Source organism: Pontibacter indicus, assembly GCF_900156345.1.
Lineage (GTDB): Bacteria > Bacteroidota > Bacteroidia > Cytophagales > Hymenobacteraceae > Pontibacter > Pontibacter indicus.
Genome location: NZ_FTPP01000001.1, coordinates 1,850,982 through 1,867,017 on the forward strand (window position 1 = coordinate 1,850,982; position 16,036 = coordinate 1,867,017).

Annotated in this window: 14 protein-coding genes and 2 tRNA genes; 10 read left to right on the plus strand and 6 right to left on the minus strand. The window is 47.4% G+C overall.

Annotation, left to right across the window (positions count from 1 at the left end; genetic code table 11):
• Positions 1 to 52: 52 nt before the first annotated feature.
• From B0B12_RS07925 to B0B12_RS07945, 4 genes are all read right to left on the minus strand, one after another.
• The gene (locus B0B12_RS07925; RefSeq protein ID WP_076667225.1) at positions 53 to 832 is read right to left on the minus strand and encodes a hypothetical protein; all 780 of its coding nucleotides are present in this window, start codon (positions 830 to 832) and stop codon (positions 53 to 55) included.
• Between the two features lie 318 nt (positions 833 to 1,150).
• Positions 1,151 to 1,816, minus strand: coding sequence for an ABC transporter ATP-binding protein (locus B0B12_RS07930; protein ID WP_076667227.1), 666 nt, complete (start codon positions 1,814 to 1,816; stop codon positions 1,151 to 1,153).
• Between the two features lie 378 nt (positions 1,817 to 2,194).
• A complete protein-coding gene (locus B0B12_RS07940; RefSeq protein WP_076667231.1) occupies positions 2,195 to 2,899 on the minus strand; it encodes a PKD domain-containing protein in 705 nt (234 codons plus the stop codon).
• 203 nt (positions 2,900 to 3,102) lie between these two features.
• Positions 3,103 to 4,182 carry an AI-2E family transporter gene (locus B0B12_RS07945; protein ID WP_076667233.1) on the minus strand — a complete coding sequence of 360 codons (1,080 nt, stop codon included), beginning with the start codon at positions 4,180 to 4,182 and terminating at the stop codon, positions 3,103 to 3,105.
• A gap of 226 nt (positions 4,183 to 4,408) precedes the next feature.
• Between B0B12_RS07945 and sucC the strand changes: the two genes are divergently transcribed.
• Positions 4,409 to 5,611 (plus strand): ADP-forming succinate--CoA ligase subunit beta, encoded by a 1,203-nt coding sequence (sucC, locus tag B0B12_RS07950; protein WP_076667235.1) that lies wholly within the window; start codon positions 4,409 to 4,411, stop codon positions 5,609 to 5,611.
• A gap of 143 nt (positions 5,612 to 5,754) precedes the next feature.
• Here sucC and B0B12_RS07955 read toward each other — a convergent pair whose 3' ends face one another.
• Positions 5,755 to 6,171: an organic hydroperoxide resistance protein gene (locus tag B0B12_RS07955; RefSeq protein ID WP_076667237.1), complete on the minus strand. Its 417-nt coding sequence runs from the start codon at positions 6,169 to 6,171 to the stop codon at positions 5,755 to 5,757.
• 191 nt (positions 6,172 to 6,362) lie between these two features.
• Between B0B12_RS07955 and B0B12_RS07960 the strand changes: the two genes are divergently transcribed.
• From B0B12_RS07960 to B0B12_RS08000, 9 genes are all read left to right on the plus strand, one after another.
• A tRNA-Arg gene (locus tag B0B12_RS07960) sits at positions 6,363 to 6,436 on the plus strand.
• Positions 6,437 to 6,818: 382 nt separating this feature from the next.
• Complete coding sequence (locus B0B12_RS07965) at positions 6,819 to 8,087, plus strand: APC family permease (RefSeq protein ID WP_076667239.1); 1,269 nt, start codon at positions 6,819 to 6,821, stop codon at positions 8,085 to 8,087.
• A 114-nt stretch (positions 8,088 to 8,201) separates the two neighbouring features.
• Positions 8,202 to 8,275: transfer RNA gene (locus tag B0B12_RS07970), tRNA-Pro, on the plus strand.
• A gap of 339 nt (positions 8,276 to 8,614) precedes the next feature.
• Positions 8,615 to 9,658 carry an alpha/beta hydrolase gene (locus B0B12_RS07975; protein WP_083704106.1) on the plus strand — a complete coding sequence of 348 codons (1,044 nt, stop codon included), beginning with the start codon at positions 8,615 to 8,617 and terminating at the stop codon, positions 9,656 to 9,658.
• A gap of 643 nt (positions 9,659 to 10,301) precedes the next feature.
• On the plus strand, positions 10,302 to 10,796 hold the full coding sequence (locus B0B12_RS07980; RefSeq protein ID WP_076667241.1) for an RNA polymerase sigma factor: 495 nt from the start codon (positions 10,302 to 10,304) through the stop codon (positions 10,794 to 10,796).
• Positions 10,796 to 11,389 (plus strand): hypothetical protein, encoded by a 594-nt coding sequence (locus tag B0B12_RS07985; protein ID WP_076667243.1) that lies wholly within the window; start codon positions 10,796 to 10,798, stop codon positions 11,387 to 11,389. Before B0B12_RS07980 ends, B0B12_RS07985 begins: the two co-directional genes overlap by 1 nt.
• 530 nt (positions 11,390 to 11,919) lie before the next feature.
• A complete protein-coding gene (locus tag B0B12_RS07990; RefSeq protein ID WP_076667245.1) occupies positions 11,920 to 12,654 on the plus strand; it encodes a helix-turn-helix transcriptional regulator in 735 nt (244 codons plus the stop codon).
• Between the two features lie 72 nt (positions 12,655 to 12,726).
• Entirely contained in the window at positions 12,727 to 13,260 is a 534-nt protein-coding gene (locus tag B0B12_RS07995; protein WP_076667247.1) for a dihydrofolate reductase family protein, read from the plus strand.
• Positions 13,261 to 13,615: 355 nt separating this feature from the next.
• Positions 13,616 to 15,208 (plus strand): ABC-F family ATP-binding cassette domain-containing protein, encoded by a 1,593-nt coding sequence (locus B0B12_RS08000; protein WP_076667249.1) that lies wholly within the window; start codon positions 13,616 to 13,618, stop codon positions 15,206 to 15,208.
• A 153-nt stretch (positions 15,209 to 15,361) separates the two neighbouring features.
• Here B0B12_RS08000 and B0B12_RS08005 read toward each other — a convergent pair whose 3' ends face one another.
• Positions 15,362 to 15,913, minus strand: a complete 552-nt coding sequence (locus tag B0B12_RS08005) for a DUF4136 domain-containing protein (RefSeq protein WP_076667251.1) — start codon at positions 15,911 to 15,913, stop codon at positions 15,362 to 15,364.
• Between the last annotated feature and the right edge of the window lie 123 nt (positions 15,914 to 16,036).

Below are 16,036 nucleotides of genomic sequence, written 5' to 3' on the forward strand. Positions count from 1 at the left end.
CAAAAAAACCTGCCTCTTTCGAGGCAGGTTTTTTTAAGATTCTGATTAAGAATTAAGCGGCTGCAGACTGACCATCTTCACGGTCTTCGATCACCTTTTTCAGTTTCTCGATGGCCTGCGCGGCACGCTCTTCGTCAAATCGGTTGATGTTGAGCAGCATCTTGGTCTTTTCCTGACGCGTGATCACCGGGTTGTTGAGCAGACGAATGATTTCCTCTTTCTGCTTGGCCGAGGCGTAACGCACACCAGCTACCTGCTCATCTACGGGCGCTTTCTCTGCCACTGGAGCAGCAGAAGCAGCCTTCATGGTTGCCTTCTTCTCCGTTGGCACGGCAGGCTTCGAAGTCTCGTTGCCCGCATAGTCCATCTCCTCTACCGGAGTTGGCTCGTAACCAGCCGCCCGAATTATCCAAGCCAGAATGTTACGATAAGCTTTACCGATAGCACGGGTCTGCGCCATAGAGGCAATCGCAAATTCCTGGTAGTACTTCTTGCCCTGCTCTTTGTTGGAGCAGATCGCAAAGCCGGCACCCACCACCTGCTGACTGCGCAGGTCAAGCAAGTTCACCTTCGCCTGGTACTTGATCTCGTCGTCGGTGCTGATGTTCACGACATGCTCCACCACCGGCAAGATACCCAGACGGGAACCGGCATACTGCCAGCCTTCCACGTTCACGTACTCCTTGCCCTGAATATTTTGATATAACCTATTCTCTTTTATAAACTTAGCCAGGTCAACAGCTAAGTGAAGCGTCTCGTCAGATTTAGCTATATCATAGCTCTCCACCTTCGGCTTCTTCTCAACTTTTGTCTCTTTATCCACTTGACTCATATCTAGTTAGTTTTCATGTTTTAGTACATATATCAAACATACCTGCTCCTGAAATGGTGCAAAAAATCACAAAAATTATACATTATAAACACCTGATTATCAGATGATTATAAATTATTTTCAGGAAAATATGTTTACCCCGTTTTTTGCCTCTGATTTAGCACAAATAAGCAAAGGGGGGATATATTGTACGTGAAAATTACAATAGAGGTAGGGGCATGAAACAAATGCGGAAACCTGGACAGAAGTCACCGGGCAAAGTCTAGCCAAAATTGGCCAGGTATAGCTGGAAAAAAGGTGAACGGGTATAGGTATAGGCTAAGCCTTTACCTCCTGCACAATCAGGCCGTCTTTCATCACCAGCTTGCGGTCAGCCATGGTGGCGAGCTGCTCGTTGTGCGTCACGATCACGAAGGTCTGGTTGAACTCGTCGCGCAGCTTGAAGAAGATCTCGTGTAGCTCCTGGGCGTTTCTGGAGTCGAGGTTACCGCTGGGCTCATCGGCAAAAATGATGCGGGGCGAGTTGATGAGGGCGCGCGCCACGGCCGTGCGCTGCTGCTCTCCACCCGACATTTCGGACGGCTTGTGGTGCATGCGGTGGCCCAGGTTGAGCATACCGAGCAACTCGGCGGCACGCTCAGTCACCTCCAGCTCCGGGCGACCAGCCAAAAAACCGGGCAGACAGGCATTTTCGAGTGCGGTGAACTCAGGAAGTAGGTTGTGGAACTGGAAAATGAAGCCGATGTGGCGGTTACGGAAACGCGCCAGTTCCGAGGCGTTGAGGCGCGAAATATTCTTGTCGTCAAACAGTACATCGCCGCTGTCGGCCGAGTCGAGCGTGCCCAGAATGTGCAGCAGCGTGCTTTTGCCAGCGCCCGAAGCGCCTACAATGGAAACAACTTCGCCGGCATGGATGGTGAGGTCTATCCCTTTGAGCACTTCCAATGAACTGTATTTCTTGTGAACGTTAACGACTTGCAGCACGATCTGGCAATAATGTGTTTGACGATGGATTACCTGTCAAAGCTACAAAACAAAAGGTATAAGTGAGGTAACTGCCGTCCGAAATTTAGCAGTTACCTCCGCTACGGGCCAGATTGCCGCGCGCAGAAACAGCTTCTGTTACAGTGAAAACCCCTGCTTAGAGGCAGGGTTGTTAAGTTCTGCGTGAAACTATCCCCTTGAGGGGATTATAGGGGTGTTGCTTCAGCACTAAAATGCTGATAGCTGGCCAAATACTGTTCTGATGCCATCGTAAACACCCCTCTGAGAGCTACGCTCGCTACCTTCGAACTCGCGTTCTCGGTAGTCCTTATGGGGAGAATCTCCTCGAACTTGACGGCCTGCTGCTGAAAAGCGTCGTTATTCACAATACTCGATCTTTAGGTCAGGGGTATCATTTGCCATGTTGAGATTCGGGTAAATGACGAGAACGCCATTGCCGTAATCCCATGTATGGAGAGTATACCCTGAAGCTATGCCCATGTGTACGACCGGCTCCCACTCCTCCGAACCGTCTCTTTTAATGTAAATCTTCTGAATCTGGCTGTTGGGCGGAAGGTTGGAATAGAAATTGAAAATGTCGATCTCCATGATCCAGGAGTAGTCCCAGGTAAGGTCTTTGAAAATGAATTCCTTAGGATCAGCACAGGCCGGCACAACCTTTGGATCAACGATGGTAACCCTCACTGTATCTTTTGAGGCCAGCTTGTCTGCATCGGTCACGGTCAGCTCAAAATCATATGCACCCTCTTCAGTCAGTCCACTCGCATAGGCCTCGACATCCGTTGGCTGGGATTGGTTGATCTTGACAGCAGCCGGCCCTCGTACTAACCTCCACTGATAGGAGACAATGTTCTTGTCCAGATCTGTGCTGGCACTGCCATTTAAAACATAATCCTTATACGGCTGATACATGGTGGTATCGTCTCCAGCGCGCGCAATCGGAGCAATGCCTTGGGTTCTTGTGTCAATTGGAGCTACAAAATCATCATCTTCGTTACAGCCGATGCAAAACAGGAGGAGCGTCAAAACGGCGATTCTGGACGAGTAAACGTACTTTTCCATGTCCCTTCATTTAAAACGAATGCTTATCACACATCATCCATCACAAAACACAAGATATTGGTTTACAGACTTTTAAACCCCATACAGGTACACTTCAAAATATACGACGTCTTGTGTAGTAAGAGAATCCAGGATTCATTTATTTGGTTAAGCTACTTTAATCACAGGCAGAGCCGCCGAATCCTATATCCAAGCCCGGAAGATCAATTCTCTGCCTTTCCGCTTTCCTGTGCCTTTTCAAATTCGTCGCGCTTTTCGCTTTCCAGCACGTCTTTCACATACAGTTCATCAATAATGACAAGCAGCACAGCCAGAATCGGAGCCGACATCAGCAGGCCAAGGCCGCCCTGCAGTATACCCAGCAGCACCTGAAAAAAGAGCAGCAAAGCAGGCGGCAGGTCCACCGTTTTTTGGAAGATGATGGGCGTGATGACGTAAGACTCCACCATTTGTATGCCCCCGTACACGATGATCACCAGCAGCGCCATATCGGGGCTCACCGTGAGTCCGATCAGGACGGCAGGCACACCGGCCAGCCAGGGCCCGATGTTTGGAATAAAAGCCAGGAAGAAAGAGATCAGACCCAAAGCGAGCGCCAGCGGCAACCCAATAATTGTATAGGCAATGGCCGTGCTGACACCAATGATCGCCATGGCCGACAACATACCCAGCAGCCACATTTTCAGGGTATAGTAGCAACTGTTCAGCACTTCCAGCATGCGGGTGCGCCGGTGCACAGGGAAAAGTTTTACAAAACCGTGGGTATAAAGCGTCGGGTTGGCCGCAAAAAAGAGGGCCGTGATGATCACAATGAAAAAATCGGCCAGGATGCTGAGCGTAGATGAGAAGGCACCCGTGATGCGCTGCAGCATCTCCTTCTGCTCCGGCATCATCCGCTTGTAGTCCTCGGGCAGCTGCTCTACCAACCGACTGCCCCAGCTGTACTGACTCAGCCATTCCTTCAGGCTGTTGAAAGCCTGCGGAATCTTCTCGCGCATCTGGTCGGCCTGCTCATAAATAGTGGGCGCCACCAGCATAAATGAACCGATCAACAACCCAAAGACCAGCAGCGTAACGAGCAGTAAAGCCAGCCAGCGCTTCATTTTCAGATGCCCCACCACCCAGTCGGTGAGACCGCAAAAAAGCACAGCCAAGAGGATGCCGGCAAAAACCAACAGGAAGAAATAGGCCGCCTGCGCCAGCAGGAAAAAGCCCGAGGCAATCAGCAGCACGATGAAAGCGGCCAGCGCCACCCGCTTGGCAAATGAATGTGTTGGAGACATAGTCCGTTTTTTTCAGAGTTCAGTTTGCGCGCACGCATTTTGTAGGCTTACTGCAATCGCTGTAATACAGTTACTTTTCCTGCACCCGGCTGAGCGTATACCTGATGTGGGAAGAAACACCGGCCGTGGAGCACAACAGGCAGGGAATCCTCAATATTTTAAAAACCTATTTCTTGAATTTAAGCCGATAAAGGCTTACTTTCGTGCGTCCAATAAAACTGAAAGCATGAACATACACGAATATCAGGCTAAAGAGATTCTAAAGAGCTACGGCGTTCGCATACAGGAAGGCATCGTGGCGGAAACGCCAGAGCAGGCTGTGAAAGCGGCTATGAAACTGACCGAAGAAACCGGCACAGGCTGGCACGTGATCAAAGCGCAAATTCATGCGGGTGGCCGTGGTAAAGGCGGTGGTGTGAAGCTGGCTAAAAACCTGGATCAGGTGAAGCAGATCGCAAACGACATCCTGGGCATGACCCTGGTAACGCACCAGACTGGCCCTGAAGGCAAACTGGTACAGAAAGTACTCGTAGCGCAGGACGTATACTACCCGGGCGAATCTGATCCGAAGGAGTTCTACCTGAGCATCCTGCTGGACCGCGCCAAAGGTCGCAACGTGATCATGGCATCTACCGAAGGTGGTATGGACATTGAGGAAGTAGCGGAGAAAACTCCTGAAAAAATCATCAAAGAGTGGATCGACCCGGCTGTAGGGCTGCGTCCGTTCCAGGCGAACAAAATTGCTTTCGCTTTCGGTCTGCAAGGCGAGGCGTTCAAGGAGATGGTGAAATTCATCACCAGCCTGTATAGAGCGTATGTAGAGACTGACTCTTCTATGTTCGAGATCAACCCTGTGTTGAAGACATCTGACAATAAAATTCTGGCCGTAGACGCCAAAGTGGATCTGGACGACAACGCCCTGTTCCGTCACAAAGACCTGGCTGCCCTGCGCGATATCACAGAAGAAGATCCGTTGGAAGTAGAGGCAAGTGCATCGAACCTGAACTACGTGAAGCTGGACGGCAACGTAGGCTGTATGGTAAACGGCGCCGGTCTTGCCATGGCCACCATGGACATCATCAAGCTTTCCGGCGGTGAGCCTGCCAACTTCCTCGACGTAGGGGGTGGAGCAAACGCACAGACGGTTGAGGCTGGTTTCCGCATCATCCTGAAAGACCCGAACGTGAAGGCTATCCTGATCAACATCTTCGGCGGTATCGTTCGTTGCGACCGTGTTGCCAATGGTGTGGTAGAGGCTTACAAAAACATCGGTGACATCAACGTGCCGATCATCGTTCGTCTGCAGGGAACAAACGCCGAAGAAGGTGCCCGCATCATCGACGAGTCTGGCCTGAAAGTTTACTCTGCCGTAGCGCTGAAAGAAGCTGCTGAGAAAGTGAAGCAGGTTCTGGCTGAAGTAGGAGCTTAATCAGCTTTAAATGAATAAAACAGAAAGGGGCTGCCAGTACTGGCAGCCCCTTTCTGTTTTATATAGCTTAGGATTTTAAGAGTTTCGGACTGTTGAAAAGCTTTTCTTAACTTCCAAACTCTTCAACTCCCTAACTCCTAAACTTACACCACTTCTAATTCCACGTTGATGTTACCACGCGTGCCGATGGAGTAAGGACAGACCTCATGCGCTTCGTTCACCAGCTGTTCGGCTTTTTCCTTTTCGATTCCCTGCAGGTGCACCTCCAGCTTTACTCCGAGTCCGTACTTTCCGTCATCTGCCTTGAGCAGGTCCACGTGCGCCTTTACGGTAGACTCCGGGTTGATGCGGATGTGCTGCTTACCGGCCACCAGCAGTAGCGCACTCTGGAAGCAGGCGGCGTACCCAGCCGCAAACAGCTGCTCGGGGTTTGTTTTCCCCTTCTCCCCTCCCAGTCCTTCTGGTAATGATAGTTTCATATCCAGCACGCCATCCGACGATACAATATGACCTCTTCGGCCTCCTGTGGCAGTTACCTCTGCCGTGTACACTGTTTCCATAGTTTCCTTATTTCGTTTGCTTGATTTGAAATATTATTTATTAACTCCCAGAATCTCCTTATTGTTTTAGGAGTGAAGCGATTAAGATGGCGCTACTTGGCTATACCTGTCCGTTAGGCTCTTCCGGATTATAATTATTGCCGCTAAAATTTCCTTTTTAGCGCAATGTTCCTATTTTTGCAACACGGTAAGCACCCGTAGTTCAATTGGATAGAATATCGGATTTCGGCTCCGAGGGTTAGGGGTTCGAATCCTCTCGGGTGCACATTACAATTTCAAGCGCCAGCTACTGTACAAGTGGCTGGCGCTTTTTTATTTGACGGTAATCTAAGACTGCCTACAGAAAAAAACTATTGATTGAAGAGATAGCGAGTGCGATCACATAGATCAGAACCAGCCACTTAAAAAGCGATTTCCTGTTGATGATTCGCTTGAAAAATGGATAAAACAGAAAATATACAAGGCTTGTAATGATCAGTATGTAGAGGAGTGCTTTTAACAATTTTAAGTGTAATTTTATTCCATCGCGGCCAAAACGATCAGGGCTTGGTCTTGAGACAAAGTTATAAAAAGGTCAACTAATCCCTACCTTTCCGGGCGCCTGTTTGTGTTGTTACAGTTTGGCAAAATGCCAGCATTATCGGTTTATGCAAGAGAATCCTGTAAGTAAACATCATGACCTGCTCCGTGTCCTTACTTTAAAAGATGCGGTGGGTGTGGGTCTGGGCGCCATCATTGGGGCAGGTATATTTGTTGTGACGGGCGTAGCGGCTGGTTTGGCCGGACCGGCTTTTCTGGTCGGCTTGCTCTTTGCAGGTATAATCGCGGGCTTCAACGCACTGTCGTCTGCTCAACTGGCTGCTGTATACCCGAACTCCGGAGGTACTTACGAGTATGGTTACCGGCTCCTAAGCCCTACGCTCGGTTTCTCCGCAGGCTGGATGTTTTTGATCAGTAAGCTTTCGGCTGCAGGTGTTGTCGCGATCGGTTTTGGCAGTTACTTTTACCAACTCATACCTGTTTTTCCTCCATTGACTCTTTCTGTGCTAGCCGTTCTGGTGCTGACGTTAGCCAACTACTTCGGCATTAAAAAAGCCGGCATGCTCAATCTTTTTATCGTTTCGGTAACGCTTATTTCGCTGCTATACCTGGTATTCAGTGGTATACCTGCTGTCCGACAAGAGAATTTTCAGCCATTCGCGCCTTTCGGTATGGCAGGTATAGCGGAGGCAGCGGCTTTGCTGTTTTTTGCTTTCACCGGGTATGCCCGCATTGCCACCCTGGCCGAAGAAGTTCGCGAACCTCACAAAACAATTCCACGAGCGGTCATCATCACCATCGTTTCGGCCATTGTACTCTATGCGGCCGTCTCGTTGGTGGCGGTTGGTGTGATTGGCACGGAACGTATGGCCATAAGCAAATCGCCGTTGCAGGTAGTAGCAGACGCGTTGCATACGCCCGCTATACAGACTGTGATCACGATTGGCGCGTCTACTGCCATGCTTGGAGTGCTTCTGAGTCAGATTCTGGGGATCAGCCGCATGATGCTGGCCATGGGACGCCGCCACGATCTGCCTCCGGTGTTTGAGCGCGTGCATCCCTGGTTCCGGGTGCCGCACGTGGGCATCCTCCTCACGGGTTCGATCATTCTGCTTCTGACGCTAGCCGGTTCCTTCGAGTTCATCCTCCGATCCGCTTCCTTTACTATTCTGCTTTATTACAGCATCACCAACATAGCAGCTTTAAAGCAATCGAATTCGGAGCAACTCTATGGCAAGGCTATACCTGTGCTGGGCCTTGTCGGCTGCCTGGCCATGTCTGTATCGTTGCCGCTTCAGGTAATCCTATCAGGGCTTGGCCTGCTGGTAATTGGTTTTGCGCTGCGGTTCCTGTTTCAGAAGGTATACAGCAATTGATTTTCGATGAGTTACTTAACCGGATAGGGTTTTATATTCGTAAATAATTTCAGGTATAGTACCTGCGTTAGTCTTGCAGCAATGCAGTGATTTTGCTATGTTGCGTAAAATTTTCGGGGTGTAGCGTAGCCTGGTATCGCGCCAGCATGGGGTGCTGGAGGTCGTGGGTTCGAATCCCGCCACTCCGACGAGAAAGGGCCTTCACAGCAAGTGGAGGCCCTTTTTGTTGATGCAAAAGTGATGCAAATTGACTCAGGATTTTATACAAAACAGCTCCTGCGAGCATTAAAAGATAATTTTTCCCATCTCTAGACATTTATAGTAGCACTTTTTGCCCCACCACTCCTATAGAATTTCCTAGCAAGATTCTCCAATTATTGATCTTTCTTTCTATATTACAAGGTTGATCTATATATTGTGCAGCTAGCAGGAACAGTCATTCAACTTCTACAATGGTTGCTGCCAACTTATATAAAGCATTACCCAAGTCCATAATCATTTATAGGGTGTTTGAAGCTTAACAAAATATGAAGCATACATTGCTACTGATTTTATTTCTTTGTTTTATAACAGGCGGACTAGCTGCTCAAACGAAGCCCATCCACGAGGCAAGTTTTATATCAATCGGCGGTATAGAGCAGTGGGTAACAATCAGCGGGGATGACAGGGACAAACCTGTCATTCTGTTTCTGCATGGTGGGCCGGGCAGCACCATGAGTCAGTACGATGATGCCATCTACGGATACTGGAAAAAGGACTTTGTGCTGGTGTATTGGGACCAGCGTGGAGCAGGAAGAACCTTTGGCCGTAATGCACCTGAGACCATAACGGAGGATTACTGGATCGAAAACCCACTTACCGTAGAGCGCATGACTGCTGACGGCATTGAGCTGTCAGAGTACCTGATCAAACACCTCGGTAAGCGAAAAATAACGCTTGTGGGAACTTCCTGGGGATCGGTGCTGGGAGCCAGCATGGCCTTGAAGCGCCCGGATCTTTTTACTGCCTACATAGGCCATTCACAAATAGTCAATGGGGAAGAAGGATTCCGTCATGCCTTCAATAAAGTGTCTAAACTAGCTCAGACCGCCAATGATCAGGATTCTTTAGATAAGTTGGAGGCCTTAGGCCCTCCTCCCTATGGCGATGCCAGAAAATCAGGCCAGCTCATGCGCATTATCAAAAAGTATGAGCGGGAGAACTCAACACCTGCCCCACCATCCTGGTGGAAGGTGACGAGCGAATACGACAATGAGAAAGACACCAATGACAGGTATAACGGGGATGATTATTCCTTTTTATACTTTGCTGGCCATGAGGGAATGGGAATTAAATCCATGGAGGTAGCGGTGAATTTCAGTAAAGATGGGCTGCGCTATAAAATCCCGGTACACTTTATTCAGGGTGAGGAAGATATCTTAACCGCACCAGAGCTTACCAAAGCGTATTTTGATAAATTGAAAGCTCCTAAGAAAGAGTTCGTGCTTGTGCCGGGTGCTGCACACGGGCATAACCAAGCAGTAATTGACGCACAGTATAAGGCGGTAAAAAAGGCCTTAAATCTCCGTTAATAAATTATAAGTCAACTGTAGAAAACTTCTACGATCACGACAGTAAAGCTACTTTGCCAGCTTATTGCCAAGTCAGTCAAAATGAACTTGCGTCACTTCCTGCTTCAGTTGGCGTCACTATTGCGTCAGCAGGAGCCAAAAACATTGAAATTTCAACAGAAACCAACATTTAACCAGCGCTTCTGAGGCAATTTTACAAAGCATTAATTGGTGGTATTTGCGTTCGAATCCCGTCACTCCGACGAAAAAAGGGCCTTTACAGCATGTAGAGGCCCTTTTTACTGACGCAAAAGTGACGTCAACTGACGCAGGATGTTAGGCAAAATCAGCCTTTACGGGAACTGCAAGCCGCTTTTTACATCTCCCTTTGCACTAAAAGTGGAGCTCATTACCCCACCACTCCTGTGGTATCACTAAGCGCTACCTCCTTCTGCTATTATATTTCTGCATATATTCATTTCTCAGACTAAAACAGAGGGCCTTCCTATACTTCGTTGCCAACAGGAGTAGGTATTGCTGCAGGAAGTGAAGCACCCAGCATTAGTTGATAAAACAACAAACCTCCAAATATATTTTTTAGCGACTGTGATTTTAGTTAAGTGCGCGACACTAATATGAGTACAATAAGACTTCACCCTTCTTTGTGGACAAGAAAGAGAAATTTATAACCGCGCTCAAAGCGAATGAAGCTTCGATCTATAAGATCGCGTCAGTTTATACCAGTGATGCAGAGGACAGAAATGATTTGGTTCAGGAAATCATCTATCAGCTTTGGAAATCCTTTGACACCTTCAGCCATAAATCCAGCATCACCACCTGGATATACAGGGTGGCTATGAATGTCGCCATTTATCATCTTAAAACAGCAAAAAGAAAGGTCCAAACGGTTACCATTGATGACCAGGTGTTGAACCTCAACGAGGTGGAACACGCCGACCAAGAGGCACGGTGGCACCTACTGAGACACTCCATTGATCAGTTGAATTTATTGGACAAGGGTATCGTAATTCTGTACCTGGAAGACAGAAGCTATGAAGAGATTGCCGAAATCATTGGCATCTCCTCCAGTAACGTTGGAACAAAACTATCCCGCATCAAAGAAAAACTGCGACAACAAATCTCTAAACAAGTATCATAATGGAACTAGATGACCTTAAGCGTACCTGGCAGGAATCAAAAAGCCAAGTACAAAGCAACTCAAGCATAAACATTGAAATGATGGAAAAAATGAAAGACAAGTACCGTCTAAAACTCAGAAAGATTACCTTATCTGAAATAGTGGGAAGTGTGGTTTGCCTGGCGTCTGCTATGTTTATAGCAGCCAACTTTGACAAACTGGATACCCCTTTATTGCTGGGAGCAGGTGTTTTATCCATTTTGCTCTTGCTGGCGCTACCACTAATCAGCTTATTCAGTACCCGGCAGTTGAGTAAGGTAGGCGACTTTGAAAAGCCTTATGCTGACACATTAAAAGTCTTTGCCAATGAAAAGATCAAGTTCATTAGGTTACAGAAGATAAATGTCACGTTGAGCTATCTGTTATTGATTATTATGATTGTGCTAGTCTCTGGACTGTTTAGTGACAAAGACATATTTAGCAACAAGTATTATTGGATTTTATCAATCCCTCTGGGCTATATCTTCCTGTTATTCTATTCAAAATGGGTAAGAAATTACTATCACAAAGTATTGCAGGAATCAGAGGAACTACTGAAGGAACTGCCCCTTTAGAACAAAAAACTTCAGGTTTTAAATTTGTAGCGGTTCATTAACTTACTTTACTAGAAATCGCTATTTCAATTTAAGTCGTGGTTAATTTTGTTGTTAAACTTACACCTTTTGCTCGTGAATACCCTTACGTTAAAAATCACCTTGCGTCACTTCCTGCGTCAGTTGGCGTCACTTTTGCGTCAGCAGGAGCCAAAAACATTGAAATTTCAACAGAAACCAACATTTAACCAGCTCTTCTGAGGCATTTTTACATAGCATGAATTGGTGGTATTTACGTTCGAATCCCGCCACTCCGACGAAAAGGTCTCTACTTTAGGTAGAGACCCTTTTTTGTTGATGCAAAAGTGATGCTTTTAACCACCCACTCCAGTAGAATCCCTCAGTAAGCCTCTCCTTTTTCAACTGTTTCTTACTATATTCAATCTCTTAAAGTAAGAGACATTCACACTCCGTATACAATGCAGATAGAAGCAGTAGATTCACCTACCATTCTCAAGTTGACGGTGATTGTAAAACGACACCCAAAATAAATGGAGTATAGAGAAATCAAACCCTGCCAAGAAGTAGCCCCCTTTATTCACTCTTATTGGGAGATGAAAGGAGATAAATTTGATGGACAATGGGAGCGGATTTTTCCTGATGGTTGTGCAGGATTAGTAATGAATTTGGGTACAACTTGCCTGACAGACAATGGCTCAGTTTACATGGGATTTGGGAAGACCTATGTAGTTGGTGCAATGACCTCGTTTAAGGACAGCTATATTGACAGCGAAACACATCTATTAGGCGTTTGCCTCAAACCTGCAGCGTTTGCTACTTTCTACAACTATGCTCCCCAAAATGAATTGATTAATACTACAGTTGAATTTGAGAAGCACGACTCGTTTAGTATTGATAAGATTCTCAATAACCCCTTCGATTATCTCAACCGATATTTTATCGACAGAAGAAAAGACCAACGTCACCCGTTACAATCTGCTATCCGTGACATACATGTAACAAAAGGGCAAATCAGCATCCACGAGCTAGCTAAACGTAACTGCACAAGCGTAAGGCATTTGGAGCGGAACTTCAGGAAGCACGTTGGTTTATCACCGAAAGCATATTCGAACATTATTCGCTTTCAAAACGCTCTGACCCTCATCAAAAATTCTGGCGGAGATCGTAGTCTCTTGGATATTGCTTTTGAATGTGGCTATTACGACCATTCTCATCTCACCAACGATCTCAAGCGAAACACGGGACTTTCACCGTCACAGCTTTAGTATGTCGCATTTTTACAAAGTGCATGCGGTTGTACGATAGTAGCTTTGCATAAACACTAAAGCTCAAAACAAATGCGAAAAATTTCACTCTTCATTGCTGCAAGTTTAGACGGTTACATTGCAAAACCCAATGATGACCTTAGCTTCTTAAAAATCGTCGAAAAGGAAGGCGAGGATTATGGTTACGCGAAATTTACAGACACAATCGACACAGTAATTATTGGTAGAAAAACCTATGATTATGTATTAAAAGAAATCGGGCCATATCATTATGACAACGGAAGTCGAGATGTTTATGTCATAACCAGAAATGAAAGAGTGTCAGTAGGCAGAACGACTTTCTATACAGGGGACCTGACCAAATTAGTTGAACGGTTAAAGTCCGAACAAGGAAAAAACATCTATTGTGATGGTGGCGCAGAAGTGATAAATGAACTATTGAAGCACGATTTAATAGATGAGTTTATTATTTCGATTATTCCAATCCTGTTAGGAAACGGAACAAGACTTTTTAAAGACGGTAGACCTGAGCAAACGCTTGAATTTATCACAGCAAAAACATTTGAAACAGGATTAACACAACTGCATTATAAGCGAAAAAAATAATAGCTAACAGCCAACATTGGTATACCTGCCCTTGTCTTCTGGTGTAAGCCGAAGAGCGAATACGACAATGAGAAAGATGCCAATGACAGATATATGCGTGACGCGCAATATGAAGCTGTAAAAAAGGCCTTAAATCTCCGTTAGTAAATTATAGTTTGACATTAAAGACTGACCACACTCACAATAGGAAGGTAGCTACGATTATGCAGCGGGCTATACCTTTCCAAGGAAAATCCGTAAATTAGCAGACCTATACAAAACGCATTTCCATGTAATACATACTTTCTTTTGGCAGAAACAGTCGGCGCACCCCAAGAGGGTTGTCTGCTATTTTCCATGTTTTAAGAAAGAAAGTATGCTTACCCTACAAAACATTTCCTATACACATCCGAACAAGGATGCATTGTTCAGCAACCTGCATCTGAGCCTGAACCGTTTCCAAAAAGCTGCTTTGGTGGGCAACAACGGCGCAGGCAAGTCTACGCTGCTCCAAATCATGGCAGGTGTTCTGCAGCCTTCAGGCGGTCTGCTCAAACGTGACAGCGTGCCTTACTATGTTCCTCAAATCTTTGGACAGTTCAACCACCTGACCGTGGCACAGGCACTCCGGATTGACGAAAAACTGAAGTCGTTACAGGAAATTCTGGAAGGCAATGTGACGGAAGAAAACCTCGCCCTGCTCCAGGATGACTGGACAATTGAAGAGCGCTGCCACAGCGCCCTGGCCTACTGGAAGCTGGACAACCTGGACCTCAACCAACCGATTGCAACCCTGAGCGGCGGGCAAAAGACAAAAGTATTTTTGGCCGGAATCTCCATCCACAAGCCTGAGGCAATCTTACTCGATGAGCCGAGCAACCACCTTGACCTGGCAAGCCGCACCTTATTGTATGAATTTATCAAGTCCAGTTCAGCCACTCTGCTTGTCGTGAGCCACGACCGGACGCTGCTCAACCTGCTGGATACGGTGCATGAACTGAGCAAACGGGGTATAGTAACCTATGGCGGCAACTACGACTTTTACCAGGAACAAAAGCAACTGGAAAGCCACGCTTTAAGCGAAGATGTGAAGAGCAAAGAAAAAGCGCTGCGGAAGGCCAGGGAAACGGAGAGGGATGCGCTGGAGAGACAGCAAAAACTGGATGCGCGCGGCAAAAAGAAACAGGAGAAAGCAGGCGTGCCCACCATTATGATGAACACGCTACGCAACAATGCTGAAAAAAGCACCTCGCGCATGAAAGGCGTGCATGCCGAGAAAGTGGGCTCTATTTCACAGGAGCTTAACGAGCTGCGCAAAGAATTACCCGACATAGACAAAATGAAGTTTGGTTTTGACCATTCGCGGCTTCACAAAGGAAAGGTCATGTTTGCAGGCCAGAACCTAAACCAACAGTACAACAGCCAGCCATTTCTTTGGAAAGAGCCTTTGCACTTTCAAATAGTAAGCGGCGAAAGGGTGGCTTTGCAAGGCCCCAACGGTGCGGGCAAGACAACCCTGGTTCGCATGCTACTGGGCGAGCTCTCCCCTTCTCAGGGCATGGTGCAGCGGGCAGAAGTCAAAGCAGTCTACATTGATCAGGAATATTCCCTCATCAACAACGAACTGAAGGTATACGAGCAGGCACAGCAGTTTAATGCATCGGCTCTGCAGGAGCACGAGATAAAGATCCGCCTCAACCGGTTTCTGTTCACAAAAGACGATTGGGACAAGGCGTGCGGTGCCCTTAGCGGGGGCGAGAAAATGCGGCTCATGCTCTGCTGCCTCACCATCAGCAGTCAGGCCCCTGACGTCATCATTTTAGACGAGCCCACCAACAACCTCGATATCCAAAACATCGAAATTCTGACCGCTGCCATAAACGAATACCAGGGAACGCTTCTCGTTATCTCCCACGATCAGTATTTTTTGCAGGAGATAAACATTGAGCGGGCAATCGTTCTGGATTAGACGCCGGAGAGTTTGGCCACCAGGTATAGCCAGCTGCCCTGTAGCTTGTGCACCAGGCAGTTCACCCCGATGAAAACAAATATGACCTAAAGATGAGGTATAGCCCCCGGCCAAAGGTATAGGTATAGCGAGCTGGCTTCAGTCAGCCATACCTTAGCTTGGTATGCTGGCCACCAGCTGCGCTATACCTTTCTCAATTTGCTCGCGCAGCTTTTCAGGCTTGTCGGAAATAATACGTTCTGCTGTGCCCTGCCATACCATTTCGTTCTGCACCGGATCCACCAGGTGCACCGACACCGTGCCCACGCTATACCTACCCACCTCCACTTCTTTGCTTTGCCAGGTATAGCGGCGCTGCCCGATGTAGCGGGGCGGGTCCGTTATGATATTGGTCTCCCTCGTTTGCACCTGCCTGTCCACCACAATGCCCAGGTTGATCAGCAGATCAGCCTGGTCGGCAGAAGGGGCCTGCTTCAGGCCGCGCTGCTCCAATTGGAGGGCAAGCTCCTGTTTCAGAAAATGCACATAGCCCTCATATGCAGGGCCTGCCTCCTCTACCTCAGTATCCACCTCAACAAAGGCGAACTGACGATAGGTTGCCAGCGTAAAACAGGGGGCAGGCTCAGACTGGATGCTGGTGGCGGGGCTGCAGCCCCACAGGAGCAAAAGCAATAGCCAAGCAGTTCTCGACAACAGGTTTCTCATATTCCGAATGTCTTCAGGTCTTTACATAAAATAAATTGGATATACGTAAGCGGTAATTCGGGTTATGTGCTTTGATTGCAATTATTATACCTAACTTAGCACCTGCCCTACTACAACGTTCCG

What these genes read in the sequence shown, in the direction of transcription:
- B0B12_RS07925 (WP_076667225.1), bottom strand. Translation starts at nt 832, where the DNA reads ATGAGTCAAGTGGATAAAGAGACAAAAGTTGAGAAGAAGCCGAAGGTG.
- B0B12_RS07940 (WP_076667231.1), bottom strand. Translation starts at nt 2,899, where the DNA reads ATGGAAAAGTACGTTTACTCGTCCAGAATCGCCGTTTTGACGCTCCTC.
- B0B12_RS07945 (WP_076667233.1), bottom strand. Translation starts at nt 4,182, where the DNA reads ATGTCTCCAACACATTCATTTGCCAAGCGGGTGGCGCTGGCCGCTTTC.
- sucC (WP_076667235.1), top strand. Translation starts at nt 4,409, where the DNA reads ATGAACATACACGAATATCAGGCTAAAGAGATTCTAAAGAGCTACGGC.
- B0B12_RS07955 (WP_076667237.1), bottom strand. Translation starts at nt 6,171, where the DNA reads ATGGAAACAGTGTACACGGCAGAGGTAACTGCCACAGGAGGCCGAAGA.
- B0B12_RS07965 (WP_076667239.1), top strand. Translation starts at nt 6,819, where the DNA reads ATGCAAGAGAATCCTGTAAGTAAACATCATGACCTGCTCCGTGTCCTT.
- B0B12_RS07975 (WP_083704106.1), top strand. Translation starts at nt 8,615, where the DNA reads ATGAAGCATACATTGCTACTGATTTTATTTCTTTGTTTTATAACAGGC.
- B0B12_RS07985 (WP_076667243.1), top strand. Translation starts at nt 10,796, where the DNA reads ATGGAACTAGATGACCTTAAGCGTACCTGGCAGGAATCAAAAAGCCAA.
- B0B12_RS07990 (WP_076667245.1), top strand. Translation starts at nt 11,920, where the DNA reads ATGGAGTATAGAGAAATCAAACCCTGCCAAGAAGTAGCCCCCTTTATT.
- B0B12_RS07995 (WP_076667247.1), top strand. Translation starts at nt 12,727, where the DNA reads ATGCGAAAAATTTCACTCTTCATTGCTGCAAGTTTAGACGGTTACATT.
- B0B12_RS08000 (WP_076667249.1), top strand. Translation starts at nt 13,616, where the DNA reads ATGCTTACCCTACAAAACATTTCCTATACACATCCGAACAAGGATGCA.
- B0B12_RS08005 (WP_076667251.1), bottom strand. Translation starts at nt 15,913, where the DNA reads ATGAGAAACCTGTTGTCGAGAACTGCTTGGCTATTGCTTTTGCTCCTG.